Origin of the sequence: Frisingicoccus sp. (genome assembly GCF_048388605.1) — a bacterium.
Taxonomy (GTDB): domain Bacteria; phylum Bacillota; class Clostridia; order Lachnospirales; family Lachnospiraceae; genus Frisingicoccus.
Window position 1 is genome coordinate 59,865 of record NZ_DBGCTU010000035.1, and the last position, 18,652, is coordinate 78,516.

General features: G+C 46.1%; 14 protein-coding genes. All 14 read left to right on the forward strand.

From position 1 onward, the window contains the following. Positions 1-359: 359 nt before the first annotated feature. The 14 genes from ACMN7X_RS09190 to guaA all read left to right on the forward strand — a co-directional run bounded on the left by ACMN7X_RS09190 (position 360) and on the right by guaA (position 18,344). Positions 360-761: a GtrA family protein gene (locus ACMN7X_RS09190; protein WP_418747166.1), complete on the forward strand. Its 402-nt coding sequence runs from the start codon at positions 360-362 to the stop codon at positions 759-761. Positions 762-850: 89 nt separating this feature from the next. Next, entirely contained in the window at positions 851-2,185 is a 1,335-nt protein-coding gene (locus ACMN7X_RS09195) for a S1C family serine protease (protein ID WP_418747167.1), read from the forward strand. 128 nt (positions 2,186-2,313) lie between these two features. Then, positions 2,314-3,738 carry an ATP-dependent Clp protease ATP-binding subunit ClpX gene (clpX, locus tag ACMN7X_RS09200; RefSeq protein ID WP_418747168.1) on the forward strand — a complete coding sequence of 475 codons (1,425 nt, stop codon included), beginning with the start codon at positions 2,314-2,316 and terminating at the stop codon, positions 3,736-3,738. A 27-nt stretch (positions 3,739-3,765) separates the two neighbouring features. Next, positions 3,766-5,484: a S8 family peptidase gene (locus ACMN7X_RS09205; RefSeq protein WP_418747169.1), complete on the forward strand. Its 1,719-nt coding sequence runs from the start codon at positions 3,766-3,768 to the stop codon at positions 5,482-5,484. A gap of 28 nt (positions 5,485-5,512) precedes the next feature. Further along, positions 5,513-5,980 carry a hypothetical protein gene (locus ACMN7X_RS09210; RefSeq protein ID WP_418747170.1) on the forward strand — a complete coding sequence of 156 codons (468 nt, stop codon included), beginning with the start codon at positions 5,513-5,515 and terminating at the stop codon, positions 5,978-5,980. 72 nt (positions 5,981-6,052) lie between these two features. Next, the gene (locus tag ACMN7X_RS09215) at positions 6,053-7,864 is read left to right on the forward strand and encodes an aminopeptidase P family protein (protein WP_418747171.1); all 1,812 of its coding nucleotides are present in this window, start codon (positions 6,053-6,055) and stop codon (positions 7,862-7,864) included. A gap of 184 nt (positions 7,865-8,048) precedes the next feature. Beyond that, the gene (fsa, locus tag ACMN7X_RS09220) at positions 8,049-8,702 is read left to right on the forward strand and encodes a fructose-6-phosphate aldolase (RefSeq protein ID WP_178042285.1); all 654 of its coding nucleotides are present in this window, start codon (positions 8,049-8,051) and stop codon (positions 8,700-8,702) included. Between the two features lie 78 nt (positions 8,703-8,780). Continuing rightward, positions 8,781-9,617 carry a transketolase gene (locus ACMN7X_RS09225; RefSeq protein WP_418747180.1) on the forward strand — a complete coding sequence of 279 codons (837 nt, stop codon included), beginning with the start codon at positions 8,781-8,783 and terminating at the stop codon, positions 9,615-9,617. Further along, entirely contained in the window at positions 9,605-10,543 is a 939-nt protein-coding gene (locus ACMN7X_RS09230; RefSeq protein ID WP_418747172.1) for a transketolase family protein, read from the forward strand. Before ACMN7X_RS09225 ends, ACMN7X_RS09230 begins: the two co-directional genes overlap by 13 nt. A 153-nt stretch (positions 10,544-10,696) precedes the next feature. Then, positions 10,697-11,956, forward strand: a complete 1,260-nt coding sequence (locus tag ACMN7X_RS09235; protein ID WP_418747173.1) for a 5-bromo-4-chloroindolyl phosphate hydrolysis family protein — start codon at positions 10,697-10,699, stop codon at positions 11,954-11,956. A 12-nt stretch (positions 11,957-11,968) separates the two neighbouring features. Next, the gene (locus tag ACMN7X_RS09240; RefSeq protein WP_418747174.1) at positions 11,969-13,117 is read left to right on the forward strand and encodes a toxic anion resistance protein; all 1,149 of its coding nucleotides are present in this window, start codon (positions 11,969-11,971) and stop codon (positions 13,115-13,117) included. Beyond that, the gene (locus tag ACMN7X_RS09245; protein WP_418747175.1) at positions 13,117-13,656 is read left to right on the forward strand and encodes a substrate-binding domain-containing protein; all 540 of its coding nucleotides are present in this window, start codon (positions 13,117-13,119) and stop codon (positions 13,654-13,656) included. Before ACMN7X_RS09240 ends, ACMN7X_RS09245 begins: the two co-directional genes overlap by 1 nt. A gap of 2 nt (positions 13,657-13,658) precedes the next feature. Then, entirely contained in the window at positions 13,659-16,505 is a 2,847-nt protein-coding gene (gene uvrA, locus ACMN7X_RS09250; protein WP_418747176.1) for an excinuclease ABC subunit UvrA, read from the forward strand. A 297-nt stretch (positions 16,506-16,802) separates the two neighbouring features. Next, positions 16,803-18,344: a glutamine-hydrolyzing GMP synthase gene (guaA, locus tag ACMN7X_RS09255; RefSeq protein WP_418747177.1), complete on the forward strand. Its 1,542-nt coding sequence runs from the start codon at positions 16,803-16,805 to the stop codon at positions 18,342-18,344. Positions 18,345-18,652: the final 308 nt, after the last annotated feature.

Consider the following 18,652-nt stretch of genomic DNA (forward strand, 5'->3'; position numbering starts at 1 on the left):
TATTAGGCGTGAATGGGTAGACCGTTATACAAAATATCAGAGTAAAGAGATGAAAAAAATTTTTCCCATATAACGAAGAAAATCAAATGTAATTAATATGCAGGCAGATGGAGGATATTTATAATAGATATAGTGAAGGCCAACAAAGGCCGTGAGCGTCATCCAGAACGGGAATATCCGGCACCGGTGACATCACGGCTTTTGTATTGATGTTTTTGTTGCCAACACCGAAAAAATCTTCTATAATGAAATTCAAGTGCAAAAAAAGTTTTATTTTGATTTTAATGGCCTGCACAGAAGGCTAAAATTTTTCCTCTATGCAGACTTTAAAAATATAAGGAAACGAAAGAGGTTGTAAAATGAAAGAATTATTGACAAAGTACAGGGAAGTCGTATCGTATCTTGTTTTCGGCGGCCTGACGACGGTGGTCAATTTTGTTGTTTATTTTGTTTGCACCAGCGGTATGGGAATCAACTATCTGGTGGCCAATGCCATTTCCTGGGCTGCGGCGGTGGCTTTTGCCTATATAACGAATCGGACATGGGTGTTTAAGAGCAAGGTCAAAGGCTTTTCAGCAATTATGCGGCAGATTTCGACGTTTGTGGGCTGCCGTCTCCTTTCCGGCGTGATGGATATGGCGATCATGTTTATCAGTGTGGACATCATTGGTATTCCTGACAGCGTGGCCAAGTTTATTACCCAGGTGGTGGTTGTTGTTTTAAATTATGTTTTCAGTAAGTTGATCATCTTCCGAAAATAATTCACAATTGAATCACAATTGAATCACAATCCATTCACAAATAGTTGTTACAATGGCATCATAAAATGATACGAAATGGAGGAAACACTATGAGTGATTTTTATAATTACCATGAAGGCGGTCAGGAATCTTCAGGACAGTCAGCAAATGACTATAATTACTATCGTCAGACATCGGATGAAACGCGAAGAAGGTATTCTCCTTATGATAGCCCGGAACCGAACAAATCCGGGAAGAAGAAGAGCAGTTTCGGTGTGAAGCTGGTTAAGGCCGTATGTCTGGGATTGGCTTTTGGCCTGGTGGCCGGAGGCGTATTCTGGGGCATTGGCGGTGCTTTAGGATTAACGGCAGGGAAAAACGAAGTGGAAAACGCAGGTACGAATGTAAATATCGTGAAAACCTCTTCCACGGATGTGAAGACGATCAAAGCAACCGATGTATCGGATATTGTAGAACAGTGTATGCCGTCGATTGTTGCGGTAAATACGCAGGTTGTAACGACCAGCAGCTTTTTTGGCCAGCTCTATTCCCAGGAGGGAAGCGGCGCCGGTTCAGGAATTATTATGAGTGAGGCTGACGGTACACTTTATATTATGACAAATTATCATGTCATTCAGGATTCTACCAGCATTAATGTAACATTTAATGATGGAAGTACGGCGGAGGCCCAGATTAAAGGCTATGATGAAACAGCGGATATCGCGGTCATCACCGTGGATTATAATTCTCTGAGTGAGGATACAAAGTCCAATATTGCGGCGGCAGTGATGGGCGATTCGGATGCCCTTAAGATCGGAAACGGAGCTATTGCCATAGGTAATGCGCTTGGTTACGGCCAGTCCGTGACAACCGGTTCGATCAGCGCTGTGGAAAGAGAAGTAGAGATGACCGATGGGACAATGACACTCGTTCAGACGGATGCGGCGATCAACCCGGGTAACAGCGGCGGCGCTCTTTTGAATACAAAGGGTGAGGTTATCGGCGTAAACACAGTAAAGTATTCCAATACTGATGTTGAAGGCATGGGCTTTGCCATTCCGATCAATTCCGCATTGGAGACGGCACAGGGAATCATTGATGGAACGATCGTCACAAAAACAGATGAGAATACGGCTTATCTCGGTATTTCCGGCGGCACGTTAAGCGAGGATGAGGCATCCAAATACGGATATCCGGCAGGCATTTATGTGAGCATGGTAGCGCGGGGGTCTGCAGCGGAGCGGGCCGGACTTGAACAGGGAGATATTATCACCGGGTTTAACGGCGAAGATATTTCCACCATGGAAGAATTACAGGAGAAACTTGAAGCCTGTATGCCTGGAGACCAGGTCACATTGACTGTTCAGCGTCAGACAGGCCGAAACTCCTTTGCGGAAAGTGAATTATCAACCATTCTCGGCTCAAAAGCAGATATGGAAGGATAATTTAATATAAAAAATAAAGAAAAAGGATTATCAGGGAAAGCGGATTGCCGGATAGGCATGCGCTTTCCCTTTAGTGGTATACTGTGAACACTTGGCGAGGTATACTGTAGACATTGGGGAGGAACTGTATGAAAGATTATGAAGAAGTAAAGGATACGAAGGATATTACGGATGAGACTGAGCATAAAGATGACTATGAGGATATCTGTTATATTTGCCGTCGGCCGGAGAGCAAGGTTGGAAAATTGATCCGCCTTCCGATGGAGGGCATCTGCATTTGCCCGGATTGTATGCAGCGGAGCTTTACGATGATGGGGAATACAAATATCAATTATGAAGATCTGATGAAAAATATGAATCTTCAGGATATGTTTCCGGGAAATATCCAGGATGGGATTCCGAAAAGCCAGCGGCTGAAAAAGAAGAAGCCGAAGGAAAAAAGTGAACCGGCCATCGACTTAAAACAGATTTTGCCGCCGCATCAGATCAAGGCCCGGCTGGATGATTATGTGATCGGGCAGGATTACGCAAAAAAGGTGATGTCCGTTGCCGTGTATAATCATTATAAACGGGTGGCAACCAATACGATGGATGAGATTGAAATCGAAAAGTCCAACATGCTCATGATCGGGCCGACGGGCTGCGGAAAAACCTATCTGGTGCGGACATTGGCACGGCTTTTGGATGTGCCGCTGGCCATTGCGGACGCGACATCATTGACGGAAGCCGGTTATATCGGCGATGATATTGAGAGCGTTGTTTCCAAGCTTCTGGCAGCGGCGGATAATGATGTGGAAAAGGCAGAACGGGGCATTATTTTTATCGACGAAATTGATAAGATCGCGAAAAAGAAAAATACGACAAGCCGGGATGTCAGCGGAGAATCGGTGCAGCAGGGACTTTTGAAGCTGCTTGAGGGCAGCGATGTGGAAGTGCCGGTCGGCGCCAGCAGCAAAAATGCCATGGTTCCTTTGACAACGGTGAATACGAGAAATATTTTATTTATCTGCGGCGGTGCTTTTCCGGATTTGGATGGAATTATTAAAGCCCGGCTGAATAAGACGAGCGGTATCGGTTTCGGGGCCATGCTCTCAGATGCCCATGATCAGGATTCGGATATTGTGAGCCAGGTGACGATTGATGATCTTCGGGAGTTTGGTATGATTCCTGAGTTTATCGGCCGGCTGCCGGTGATTTTCACGCTGAAAGGACTGGATGAAGCGGCTTTGGTAAAAATTCTTAAGGAACCGAAAAATGCCATTATCAAGCAGTATCAGAAACTGCTGGCGTTGGATGAGGTGGATCTGCAGTTTGACGACGGGGCCCTTGAGTCTATTGCAAAACGGGCGATTGAAAAGAAGACCGGGGCCAGGGCGCTGCGCTCCATTATTGAGGAATTGATGCTGGATATTATGTATCAGATTCCAAAAGATGATAATATCGGCAGAGTGACGATCACTCAGCCTTATGTGGAGCATAGAGGCGGTCCTCTTATTGAAATGCGCGGTGTTTTCAGTTTGCCGAATAAAACCCCGGTAGCAGGAATAGAATAGACTGATATGAGTCCGGGAGTGATTTGATTGGCGTTGACGGAGGAGCAATTACTCTGCCGAGATATTATTATGTCTCAGGATTATGCGGATTTTGTTGTCGAATACGGCGGAAATGTGGATGTTATGATAAATACCTACAATCCATCCTGCTATGAGATCATTAACAGCAATTTTGCTATTATTCATAGACCGCTTCCCGAAAGCGGACAGTTGGATTCGGATGCTTATGGATATAATATGATCCCTGTGGTCATGGGACTGATGGATACGACGAGTATGGAGCAGAGCGGCATATTGCCGGTGCATTACAGTCCGGGTTCGGGATATCGGGGCAACGGAGTACTGGTAAGTATCATTGATACGGGCATTGATTATACCCATCCGGTTTTTCGCTTTTCGAATGGTTCCACCCGGATTTTAGGGCTTTGGGATCAGACCGTTGAGTCGGAGCAGGTGCCGGAGCAATTCCCCTATGGGACATTGTATACAAGTGATGATCTGAATCAGGCATTAATGACGGAAAATCCATTGGATATTGTTCCTTCGAGAGATGAGGAAGGTCATGGGACCTTTATGGCCGGGATTATCGCCGGAAGCGAGGACAGAGAGAACGATTTTATCGGCGCGGCGCCGGAAGCTTCCATTATTGCGGTTAAGCTTAAACCGGCCAAGAATTATTTGAGAGATTATTATGTTTTAAAGGAAGGTTCCATTGCCTTTCAGGAAACAGATATTTTTATGGCCGTTCAGTTTTCGCTGACTCAGGCGGTCAAATATCAGATGCCCCTGGTGATTTGCCTTGGAATGGGAAATAATCTGGACAGTCATGAGGGAACATCATTTTTGAGTCAGTATTTAAACAGTGTCAATAATCTGACGGGGGTCTGCGTTACCGTTGCGGCAGGCAATGAACTCGGAAAAGCCCATCATTTTTCAGGGTTCATTTTGGGAAAGGATGACAGTCAGAATATGGAACTTCGGGTGGGCGAAGGAGAACGGGGATTTCAATTGGAAATATGGGGTTCCCTTGCCGATGTTTTTTCCGTGGAGATTGTTTCGCCGGAGGGAGAGCGGATCGCAAGGAGTCAGTCGCGGCTTGGCGAATCCCAGCGGGTACGACTCTTATTTGAAGAAACGGAGATTTACATTGCCGACAAATCGGTAGGGATTACCAGCGGCCAGTTTCTCATGGTTCTCCAATTTCGAAATCCGACGCCGGGGATATGGAACCTCCGGGTATATGGCGATCGAATTTTAAACGGCCGCTTTGATGCCTGGCTTCCAATGGAGAAGTTTATCGAGGAAGATACCTATTTCCTGAGTCCCGACCCGGAGATTACTTTATCTTCTGTGGCGACGACCAGTTCTCTGATCGTGGCGGCAAATTATAATCATTATAATGACAGCCTTTATATTCATTCCAGCCGGGGATATACGTCGTCAGGGTTTATCAAGCCGGATATTGCGGCGCCGGGGGTTAATGTGTTCGGGCCCCTTCCCGGGGGAAGATACGGTCAGATGACCGGCTCCAGTGTGTCGGCGGCCCATGCGGCCGGAGCGGCGGCGCTGTTGTCGGAATGGGGATTACTCTATGTGATCATTGTCAATATGGACGGTAATGATATCCGTCGTTTATTGATCCAGGGGGCTTCCCGGAGAGGAAGTGATGAGTTCCCAAACAGAGGATGGGGATATGGTGCAATGAATTTGAAAAATACCTTTGAAACTTTACGTGTTCTGAGGTAAAATAGAAGAAAGCAAAGGAGGTACTAGAATGGCATTTTTTGATGATTTAAAACAGGGTCTTAGCGATGTGACAAAAACAGTTTGTGAAAAGTCAGAGCAGTTTGTAGGTATTCAGAAATTACGTTTAAAAAAGAACTCATTGAACAGCGAATTGAAGGCAACCTATATTGAAATCGGCAAGATGATTTATGAGGAGAAAAAAGCGGGCGCAGAGTTTTCAGGGCCGGTTGTTCAGTTGTGTCAAAAAGTCGATATGGGACTGGAAGCAATTCAGGAAGTGGAAGCGCAGATTGAAGAAGCAAAAGCCAGAAACGGTGTTGAAGATGATTTCGATGTCGATGATATCTTTGAGGATGAAGTCGAAGATGTGACGGATGAAGAGGCGCCGGAGGCTGAAGAAACTGCCGAAGAGACAGCTGAGGCTGCAGAAGTTGCTGCGGAAGCCGAAGAAGTAGCGGCAGAAGTTGAAGAAGAAATTAAAGAAGAAAACGAATAAAATGCAACGGAGACTGGCACGCGGATGCGTGCCAGTTTCCCGGTAGGCATGTATTTGGAAAAGGGGATAAGTATGACGATATTTGATGAACGGATAGAACAGCTGCGAAAAGAGATGGATTCGAAAAAAATTGATTTTTACCTCATACCGACAGCTGATGACCATTCTTCTGAATATATCAGTGATTTTTATAAAGTAAGAAATTATTATGCCGGATTTACCGGTTCGGCCGGAACATTGCTGATCGGCATGGATATGGCCGGATTGTGGACCGATGGGCGGTATTTTATTCAGGCGGAGAATCAGCTTGCGGGAAGCCGGGTGCAGTTGTTTCGAATGGGCAGTGCGGGGATTCCGACAGTGTCTGAGTATTTAAAAGAGCATTTGCCGGAGGGAGGCACCCTGGCCTTTGACGGGCAGGTGGTAGATCTGGCCCAGGGCGAAGGCTATGAAGAGCTGCTTCTTTCAAAACACGGGAGACTTCTCTGGGATCGCGATTTGGCCGGAAGTCTTTGGACCGGGCGGCCGGAAAGATCCGCCGAGACTGTATACATATTGGATGAAAAATATGCGGGAAAGAGCCGCAGAGAGAAACTTTCAGAACTTCGCCGCTATATGAAAGAAAAAGGCGGAGACAGGGTCCTTCTTTCTTCTCTGGAAGATATTGCCTGGCTGATGAATCTCAGAGGCAGTGATGTCAGTCATACGCCGGTCTTTTTGTCATTTGCCCTGGTCGGACAGGATACCGTCTGGCTTTATGCGGACAGTCGGGCATTTCCTGATGCGGTGACGGATACTCTGGCGAAGGACGGTATCATTTTAAAACCATATATGGAAATTTATGACGAATTAAAGAGGCTTTCGGAGGGAAAACTGATGTATGATTCATCAAAAGTGAATTATGCTCTCTGTCAGTGTGTGCCGAAGACGGTTTCCGTGGTTTTGACGGATATTCATGAAATGATTCCAAAGGCGGTAAAAAATGATGTAGAACTTGATAATCTGAGGCGGGGACATATTAAAGACGGTGTTGCCGTTACTAAATTTATGTACTGGCTGAAAACCAATGTGGGAAAGATCCCGATGACGGAAATCAGCGCATCGGATTATCTGGAAAATCTCCGTTCCCGGATCGACACTTATGTGGATCTGAGTTTTACTACTATTTCCGCATATAAGGCAAATGCGGCGATGATGCACTACAGCGCCACCCCGGAAACGGATGCTGCGCTGGAACCGTCGGGGATGCTTCTTGTGGATTCGGGCGGTCAATATTATGAGGGAACTACGGATATTACCCGGACTTTTGTTTTGGGAGAGATTTCCGGGGAGGAGAAAAAGCACTTTACCCTGGTTGCGAAATCCATGCTGAATCTGGCAAATGCAAAGTTCCTCTATGGCTGTACCGGCTATACGTTGGATATTCTGGCCCGGAGTCCTCTCTGGAAGCTCGGCATTGATTATCAGTGCGGAACAGGGCATGGTGTCGGCTATCTTTTAAGTGTCCATGAAGGACCAAATGGTTTTCGGTGGAAACCGGTTGCGGGACGGAATGATTCGGCAGTCCTTGAGGCCGGCATGATAACAACGGATGAACCGGGAGTTTATATCGAGGGCAGTCATGGCATTCGAACGGAAAATGAACTGATCTGTGTTGAGGATGAAAAGAACGAGTATGGTCAGTTCATGCGGTTTGAAATGCTCACCTGGGCGCCGATCGATCTGGATGGCATTGATACGCGATGGCTGAATCCGGAGGATATCGAACAGTTGAATACTTATCATCGGATGGTCTATGAAAAAATCAGCCCTTATCTGGAAGAAGAGGAAAGAGAGTGGCTGAAAAAATATACCCGGCCGATGGGCGTTGAACAGTCATTTTAAAAAGCTGATCGGATGGACATTCCGATTTGTTTGTGGTATACTGTGAACACTTGGCGAGGTATTTTCGAGCCTAGTGAGAACGCATACCCGGAAACTTAGCGAGGTATTCCACGAGCATAGTTGACGTGGTATACTGTGAACACTTAGTGAGAATATAAAAAAAGAAAACAGGAGGGAAAAACCAATGAAATTTTTTATTGACACAGCAAAAGTTGAGGATATTAAGAAAGCCAATGATATGGGTGTTATCTGCGGTGTAACGACAAATCCGTCTTTGATCGCAAAAGAAGGCCGTGTCTTTGAAGAAGTTATTGCTGAGATCGCATCGATCGTTGATGGACCGATCAGCGGCGAAGTTAAGGCAACAACAACAGATGCAGAAGGAATGATTGCAGAGGGACGTGCGATTGCTGCAATTCATCCAAATATGGTTGTTAAAATTCCTATGACAGCAGAAGGCTTAAAAGCATGTAAGGTATTGTCTTCTGAGGGCATCAAAACAAATGTGACTTTAGTTTTCACGGCAAATCAGGCATTACTGGCTGCAAGAGCAGGCGCAGCTTATGTATCGCCGTTCCTTGGCAGACTGGATGATATTTCCACACCGGGTATTGATCTGATCCGTACAATTTCCGAAATTTTTGCGGTAGCCGGTATTGAAACAGAAATTATCGCTGCCAGTGTACGTCATCCGATCCATGTGACGGATTGTGCCCTTGCAGGCGCCGATATTGCAACGGTTCCTTATAATGTTATTGAGCAGATGATCAAGCATCCTCTGACGGATCAGGGAATCGAAAAGTTCCAGGCAGACTATAAAGCTGTATTTGGTGAATAATTCATTTCATATGTAACGATACTAAGAAGAATAGCGGGAATATCCCGCTATTCCTATGAAGAAAAGGCAGGTTAGATGATGAATACGATAGAACTTCAGAAGATGGCCAATGATATCCGCAAGGGTATTGTGACAGCTGTACACAGTGCAAAATCCGGACATCCGGGCGGCTCCTTATCTGCAGCAGATATTTTTACTTATCTTTATTTTGAAGAGATGAACGTCGATGCAAAGGCGCCGGATAAAGACGATAGAGACCGATTTGTATTGTCTAAAGGGCATGTGGCGCCGGCATATTATTCCACATTGGCGCATAAAGGATTTTTCCCGGTGGAGGATCTGACAACGCTCCGCAAAGTTGGTTCTTACCTTCAGGGACACCCGGATAAGAAACACATTCCGGGAGTTGATATGTCCAGCGGTTCCCTGGGACAAGGCGTTTCCGCAGCCGTAGGTATGGCTTTATCTGCAAAATTGAGTAATGATTCTTACCGCGTATATACACTTCTCGGCGATGGCGAAATTCAGGAGGGCCAGGTTTGGGAAGCGGCAATGTTTGCCGGCGCCCGGAAGCTGGATAACCTTGTTGTCATCGTAGATAATAATGGTCTTCAGATTGACGGAAACATTGAAGATGTTTGTTCTCCATATCCGATTGATAAAAAGTTTGAAGCCTTTAATTTCCATGTCATCAATATCGACGGTCATGATTTTGAGCAGATTGCGGCTGCTTTTGCGGAGGCCCGGGCAACAAAGGGAATGCCGACGGCGATCATTGCCAAAACCGTAAAGGGAAAGGGTGTTTCCTTCATGGAAAATCAGGCAAGCTGGCACGGCACAGCGCCAAATGATGAACAGTACAAAGTTGCTATGGAAGATTTGGAGAAAGTAGGTGAAGCACTGTGTCAGAAGTAAAGAAAATTGCCACAAGAGAAAGCTATGGTAATGCGCTGACGGAGCTCGGTGCAAAACACGAAAATTTAGTTGTTCTGGATGCAGACCTTGCTGCAGCTACAAAAACAGGCGTATTTAAAAAAGCGTATCCGGAAAGGCACATCGACTGCGGTATTGCCGAGGGAAATATGATGGGCATTGCTGCCGGTCTGGCTGCTACAGGGAAGGTCCCTTTTGCAAGTACATTTGCCATGTTCGCTGCCGGACGGGCTTTTGAGCAGATTCGCAACTCGATTGGCTATCCGAAGCTGAATGTAAAGATCGGGGCGACCCATGCCGGTATTTCTGTCGGCGAGGATGGAGCAACCCACCAATGCAATGAAGATATTGCTCTGATGCGGACGATTCCGGGGATGGTTGTCATCAATCCGGCCGATGATGTGGAAGCAAGAGCGGCCGTATATGCGGCCTATGAGCATGAAGGCCCGGTATATCTGCGCTTTGGGCGTTTAGCTGTTCCGGTGATCAATGATCATCCGGATTATAAATTTGAAATCGGAAAAGGTATTACCTTAAAAGAAGGTAAGGATATGACGATCATCGCAACAGGTCTTTGCGTTTCTGAATCTCTGGAGGCTGCTAAAATGCTGGCTGCGGACGGCATTGATGCCGGTGTGATCAATATCCATACGATCAAACCGTTGGACGAGGCATTGGTTGTCAAAGCCGCAAAGGAAACCGGCCGCATTTTTACGGTGGAAGAACATTCGATCATCGGCGGTCTCGGAAGTGCGGTGTGCGATACATTATCCGCCCAGGCACCGACAAAAGTGACAAAAATCGGTGTGGAAGATACCTATGGCGAATCCGGTCCTGCCGTGGAATTAATTCATAAATACGGCCTGGATGCCGAAGGCATTTACAAAAAGATCAAAGCATCTTTATAAAATGAATTCAGAGAATTAAAGTACAGCCTGCGAGCAAAAAAAACATTTGTTCGCAGGCTTTGTTTTTGCCATGCAGTGCTTGTGTTTTATGCAAAAATCCGCTATAATTTAAGTTGGTTTCTTATTTATAATAAATGGAGTGAAAGGCATAATATGAAAAACAGTGATTTTTATGATTTTGGTGAACAGATACAGCAAATTGTTCAGTCTGCCATTGATTCCAATGATTTCAGAGAATTAAATGAAACGGTACGCCAGACGGTGAATGATGCGGTCAGTGTTGTGCGTTCCGGGGTTTCTCAGGCGTCGGAAACAGTGTCAAGGGCGCAGAGCGAATATGAAAAAAAGAGCAGAAACGGGGCGGCGGGTCCGCAGGTTCATCGCGGGACAGTAAAGAACCAATCTTCCTATAAACAGCGGGAAATGGAGCAGGCCCAGTATTATGTTTCCCATCCGAAGGGGGAAATCGGCGCAACGCTGATGGTTGTTATCGGCTTTATTTTAAGTACCCTGTTTGGGATCGGGCTGGCGGTGCTGGTCATTATTCAGTTCGCGCTGGACGGCTTAAGCGCTTTGTTTATTCCGATTTTGATCTTATTAGTTCTTTTTATCATTTGTATGATCATCGGTATGCGGGGACAGCGGGTTACATCTCAGATCAAACGGTTTAGAGAATATCGGAAGATTTTGGATGACCGGGAATTCTGCGATGTGGAAGAACTGGCTGAGAAGATTGGAAAGACCCCGGCTTATGTGGTAAAAGATTTAAAAGAAATGCTGAATCGCCGGATGTTTTTACAGGGACATCTGGATAAACAGAATAAATGCTTTATGGTAACAAATCAGGCTTATGACCAATATTGTCTGGCCCAGAAGAGCCTTGAGGAGCGGGAGGCAAAGGCTAAAGCTGAGGCTGCAAAAATGTCGGATCCGAAATATTCCGAGGAAGTGCGGACGATGCTTATGGAGGGCAAACGGTATGTTGAACATATTCGCGCCTGCAATAATGCTATTCCCGGAGCGGAGATTTCGGCAAAGATTTCCCGTTTGGAGCTGATTATTTCCCGGATTTTTGCGCAGGTGGAGAAGGATCCGTCTTTGGCGCCGGAGCTTCATCAGTTTATGAATTATTATTTGCCGACGACTCAGAAGCTTTTGGATGTTTATCAGGAATTGGATAATCAGCCGGTACAGGGACAGAATATCTCAGATACGAAAAAAGAAATCGAGAAGACCCTTGACACGCTGGATCAGGCTTTTGAAAACCTTCTGGATAGTTGTTATAAAGATACGGCCTGGGATGTTTCAACAGATATTTCTGTTTTAAATACCATGCTTGCCAACGAAGGATTGACGGGGGATGACTTATCGCGCGGGGCGCAGATGAAAATACATAAGAAATCTGAAAAGTAAGGAGAGAAAAGGATGAGCGAAGCATTTAAAGAGTTTCAGACAGCACCGACACTGGTGTTTGATGAAATGCCGGAAATGAATGAGAAAGCCGAACTGGCAGAAACAACGGCTAAGGAGCCGGAACCGATGGATGATTCTGTGTTAAGTGATGAAGAGCGGGCGATGGTCGACAGCTTTAGTCAGCAGATCGATCTGAATAATACCAATGCCATTTTGAAATATGGCGCCGGTGTTCAGAAGAAAATGGCGGATTTTTCGGAAGCTGCGTTGGAAAATGTAAAATCAAAAGATCTGGGTGAAGTCGGGGAGATGCTCAGCAATGTGGTTATCGAATTAAAGAGCTTTGATGCTGAGGAGGAAAGCAAAGGCTTTTTAGGCGGCCTTTTTAAGAAAACTTCGAATAAAATGACTTCAATGAAGGCAAAATATGCCAAGGCGGAAGACAATGTTATGCAGATCTGCAAATCTCTGGAAGCTCATCAGGTTGTATTATTAAAAGATATTGCCACTCTGGATAAAATGTATGAACTGAATCTGACTTACTTTAAAGAGCTGACAATGTATATTCTGGCCGGAAAGAAGAAACTGGAGCAGGTTCGCAGGGAAGAGCTTCCCGCATTAATTCAGAAAGCGGAAACCAGCGGACTGGCTGAGGATGCCCAGGCCGCCAAGGATCTGGAAGGCCTGTGTCAGCGTTTCGAGAAAAAACTTCATGATCTGGATCTGACCCGGATGATTTCCATTCAGACAGCGCCGCAGATCCGCCTTGTGCAGAACAGTGATACGGTGATGGTGGAGAAAATTCAGTCTACCGTAGTAAATACGATCCCGCTTTGGAAGAGTCAGATGGTTCTGGCCCTCGGAGTGGAGCACTCAAATCAGGCTGCAAAAGCTCAGCAGCAGGTGACAGATATGACAAATGAACTGCTGAAGAAGAATGCGGAGAAATTAAAGATGGCTTCCATTGAGACGGCGAAGGCATCCGAGAGAGGCATTGTTGATATTGAAACTTTGAAGCAGACCAATGAATCCCTGATTTCCACTCTGGATGAAATTATGAAGATTCAGACAGAAGGCAGAGAAAAACGTCTGGCGGCCGAAGGGGAGCTTCGACATATGGAAGATGATTTGAAGAAGAAGCTGCTGGAAATACACAAATAATGAAACGTTGTTTATATGTATTAAATGTTTTAACAATGATATGGAGCCTTGCCGCATGCGGCAAGGCCGTTTCGTCCCCTCGGATTTCCATGGAAACCGAGGAACTCCATCTGGGATATGTTGACGAAAATTCAGCGATAGAGATTGTGAATACAGAAGAGATCACCGTCAGGCCGGATAAGATCAATGTCGGTTTTGCCCAGAGCTCAAATCTGTATGAATGGCAGGTTGTGCAGACCGAATCTTTCTATACGGCCTTTATGGAGAGTGACGGATATCATTTAAATATAACCGATGCCCATGGCGATGCGGAACGCCAGAAAGAACAACTGGAAAGTCTTATCAACGCTCCCATGGATATACTGTTTGTTGTCCCGGTGGATCCGGATGGAATTTCGGATATTGCGGCGCGGGCGGAAAGAGCAGGTATTCGGATCATTCTTCTGGAGACAGAAGAGGCGAAGGCTATCGGCGGTGATGAAGCACGACGGCAATTGGGGAGAGATACTTTGACATATAAGACAGACAAAAAGAGGTAGTTATGGCAGGAAAAAAAGAATATATAAAGATTAGAGGTGCCAGAGAGCATAATTTAAAAGGCATTGATATTGATATTCCGAGAAATGAGCTGGTTGTTTTCACCGGTTTGAGCGGTTCGGGAAAATCTTCTCTGGCCTTTGATACAATTTACGCAGAAGGGCAGCGCCGGTATATGGAGTCCTTATCTTCCTATGCCCGGCAATTCCTCGGTCAGATGGAAAAACCGGATGTGGAAAGCATTTCAGGTCTTCCGCCGGCGATTTCTATTGATCAGAAATCAACAAACCGGAATCCGCGTTCTACGGTTGGCACAGTCACGGAGATTTATGATTATTTACGTTTGCTTTATGCCCGTATTGGCATTCCGCATTGTCCGAAATGCGGTAAGGTGATTCAAAAGCAGACGGTGGATCAGATGGTTGACGCTATTCTGGCCTTGCCGGAACGGACGCGAATTCAGCTGTTAGCCCCGGTGGTCCGCGGACGTAAGGGAGAGCATGTAAAAATTTTCCAGCAGGCAAAGCGGAGCGGGTATGTCCGGGTGATGGTGGATGGTAACCTTTATGAGTTGTCGGAAGAGATCAAGCTGGAAAAAAATAAGAAACATAATATAGAGATTGTAGTGGACCGTTTGGCAGTCAAAGAGGGAATCGAAAAGCGATTGACGGATTCCCTTGAAACAACGATGAAGTTGTCCGATGGGCTTGTTGTTGTCGATATCATCGGCGGCGAGCCAATGAATTTCAGCCAGAGATTTTCCTGTCCGGACTGCGGCGTCAGCTTGGATGAAATCGAGCCGAGAAGCTTTTCCTTCAATAATCCTTTTGGAGCTTGCCCGGTGTGTAAGGGCTTGGGATTTAAGATGGAATTTTCGCCGGAATTGATTATTCCGGACACATCGTTGAGCATTAATGAAGGCGCTATTGCGGCTATGGGATGGCAGTCGGCTAATTCCAAAGGAAGTTTTACCAATGCGATTCTTGTTGCCCTGGCAGATCATTATCATTTTTCTCTGGATACACCGTTTAGAGATTATCCGAAAAAGATACAGGATATTTTAATTCATGGCACCAATGGGGAATCCGTGAAAGTCCACTATAAAGGAATGCGCGGCGAGGGCATTTATGATGTGGCTTTCGAGGGGCTGATCCGCAATATGGAGCGGAAATACCGGGAGACAAGTTCGGAGATTACCCGGCAGGAATATGAAAACTATATGATGATTACGCCTTGCGGAGAGTGCGGCGGCAAACGTTTGAAGCGAGAGTCACTGGCGGTGACGGTTTCAGATAAAAATATTGCGGAAATTACGGAAATGTCCATCGTTGATCTTTTGAATTTTATGAATCATTTGACTCTGAGTGAGCATCAGCAGATGATCGGGCAGCAGATTTTAAAAGAAATCCGCTCCCGCCTGGGATTTCTTGTTAATGTCGGATTGGATTATCTGATGTTGGCCCGCTCCACAGGCACATTGTCCGGCGGCGAGGCGCAGAGAATCCGTCTGGCGACACAGATTGGGTCGGGCCTGGTTGGCGTTGCCTATATTTTGGACGAGCCGAGTATCGGCCTGCATCAGAAGGATAATGATAAACTTCTGAAGGCACTCAAGGATCTTCGAGATTTAGGAAATAGCCTTATAGTGGTGGAACATGATGAAGATACCATGCTAGAATCGGATTATGTGGTGGATATAGGTCCGGGAGCCGGTGAACATGGCGGAGAAGTGGTGGCAAAGGGAACTCCGAAAGAATTTATCCGCAGCCGCAAGTCAATTACGGCCGCATATCTTTCCGGCAAAAAACGGATTCCGGTTCCGCCGCAGCGCCGTCAGCCGACGGGTCATCTCACTATTGTCGGCGCCCGGGAAAATAATCTGAAAAACATCGATGTGGATATTCCTCTGGGAGTTTTCACCTGTGTTACGGGTGTGTCCGGTTCGGGCAAGAGTTCAATCGTTAATGAGATTTTATATAAGCGTCTGGCGAGGGATTTGAATCATTCAAGAACCTCCCGGCCGGGAAAGCACAAAGATATTCTGGGCGTGAACCAGCTGGATAAGGTGATCAATATTGATCAGTCTCCGATCGGGCGGACGCCCCGGTCCAATCCGGCCACTTATACCGGTGTTTTTGATATGATCCGCGACTTATTTGCCTCCACCGTGGATGCCAAAGAGCGGGGATACAAAAAAGGCCGATTCAGTTTTAATGTCAAGGGCGGCCGTTGTGAGGCCTGCGCCGGGGATGGAATCATCAAAATTGAAATGCACTTCCTGGCTGATGTTTATGTGCCTTGCGAAGTATGTCAGGGAAAACGCTATAATCGGGAAACTCTGGAGGTTAAATATAAGGGTAAAAATATTTACGATGTCCTGAATATGACCGTTGAAGAAGCTTTGGATTTCTTTGAGAATGTGCCGTCCATCCGGCGGAAAATAGAAACGCTGAACGATGTGGGGCTTTCTTATGTCCGTCTCGGACAGCCGTCAACAACTCTGTCCGGCGGTGAAGCGCAGCGCGTCAAATTGGCCACGGAACTCAGCCGTCGAAGCACCGGCAAGACAATTTATATTCTTGATGAGCCGACGACAGGGCTTCATTTTGCGGATGTCCATAAGCTTATTGAAATTCTTCAACGCCTGACGGACGGCGGCAATACGGTGGTTGTGATCGAACATAACCTGGATGTCATTAAGACGGCGGATTATATTATCGATGTCGGGCCGGACGGCGGCGACCGGGGCGGCACCATAATTGCTCAGGGAACACCGGAAGAGGTGGTCCGGTCACCGATTTCCTATACGGGTAAATATATCAAAAAATATTTGGAGAGGGATAAAAAGTAACTTAGTAAAAAATACAGTGGAATTTGGTTTCAAAATGTTGTAATATAGAATCTATCCCATTTCGAGAAAGATAAGAAAATCCGCTTCGCATGGGCGCGCTTCGTCAAGCTTCGCGCGATACGGTATACCCATTCGGGCATACCGTATGTCAAATGCTTCGCATGGGCGTGCTTCGCACGATAAGGTATACCCATTCGGGCATACTGTATGTCAAATGCTTCGCATGGGCGCGCTCCGCGCGGTAAGGTATAAATTTATAAGTAAGATTATGATAAAGAACATAGGAGGAGACGGTAGATGAATCGAGAAATGATTATCGTATTGGACTTCGGCGGACAGTACAATCAGTTGATTGCGAGACGTGTCAGAGAGTGTCACGTATACTGTGAAGTCCATCCCCATACCATGACATTGGAACAGATTAAAGCGTTAAATCCAAAAGGAATTATTTTTACCGGAGGGCCAAACAGTGTTTATGGAGAAGATTCGCCGACATATCAGAAAGAAATTTTTGAACTGGGAGTACCGATTTTAGGCATTTGCTATGGTTCTCAATTAATGGCGCATATATTGGGTGGAAAGGTTCAGACAGCACCGGTCAGCGAGTACGGAAAAACAGAGGTGTCCGTAAATACTTCTTCCGTAATTTTTGAAGGCGTTTCAGAACAGACTATCTGTTGGATGAGCCATACGGATTATATTGCAGAGGCACCGGCCGGTTTCAAAGTCATTGCGAATACACCGGTGTGTCCTGTTGCTGCCATGGAGTGTCCGGAAAGGAAGCTTTATGCGACCCAGTTTCATCCGGAGGTTATGCATACCCAGGAAGGTATGACAATGCTTTCAAACTTTGTTTATAAGGTTTGCGAATGTAGCGGTGACTGGAAAATGGATTCCTTTGTTGAAACTACGATTGAACAACTTCGCAAAAAAATCGGCAGCGGCAAGGTGCTTTGCGCATTGTCCGGCGGCGTTGATTCTTCCGTAGCCGCTGTTATGCTTGCCAAAGCGGTCGGCAAACAGCTTACCTGTGTATTTGTGGACCATGGTCTGCTTCGAAAAAATGAAGGGGATGAAGTTGAAGCCGTTTTCGGCCCGGATGGTCCATATGATTTGAACTTTGTCCGTGTTAATGCCCAGGAACGTTTTTACGGCAAACTGGCCGGTGTGACTGAGCCGGAAGCAAAGCGTAAAATTATCGGCGAAGAATTTATCCGTGTGTTTGAAGAAGAAGCTAAAAAAATCGGCGCTGTGGACTTCCTGGTACAGGGAACAATTTACCCGGATGTTATCGAATCCGGCCTCGGAAAATCCGCGGTGATCAAATCTCATCACAATGTGGGCGGTCTGCCGGATTATGTTGATTTCAAAGAAATTGTTGAGCCTCTGCGTCTCCTCTTTAAAGATGAGGTCCGCAATGCAGGCCGTGAACTTGGTATTCCGGAATACCTTGTAAGCCGTCAGCCATTTCCTGGCCCTGGCCTCGGAATCCGTATCATCGGCGAGGTTACCGAAGAAAAGGTACGTATTGTTCAGGATGCGGATTACATTTATCGGGAAGAAATCGCCAAAGCCGGTGTGGATAAAAATTTGGGCCAGTACTTTGCGGCTCTTACGAATATGCGCTCCGTTGGCGTTATGGGCGATGGTCGTACCTATGATTATGCGATTGCCCTGCGGGCGGTTACCACAAGCGATTTCATGACCGCTGAGTCCGCGCATATTCCGTGGGATGTTCTCGAAAAAGTGACAAACCGGATTGTCAATGAGGTTAAAGGCGTTAATCGAGTGCTCTATGACTGCACAGGGAAGCCGCCGGCAACGATTGAGTTCGAATAAATTGAGAAGTTGAAGAAACCCAGTGTTTATGCGGGTTTGCGGACTTTTGAAAGGTCTTTTGATAACAAATTGATAACATTCATTTCAGCGGCATTATTCTTGTTGTCTGTTGGTTTACAGGTGGAAGAATGATTTTAAAGCGGCTTGTGTGACTGGTGTTCGGAGCCATGCTCTGAATAAATCCATATTAGAAGGGGAAATCGGCTAATGCCGATTTCTACCCATTAAAAAGAGAAATAGAGATACCCTGCAGAAATGCGTGCATTACAACACTTGCATATTCTTCAGGGTATCTCTATTTCTCAGAG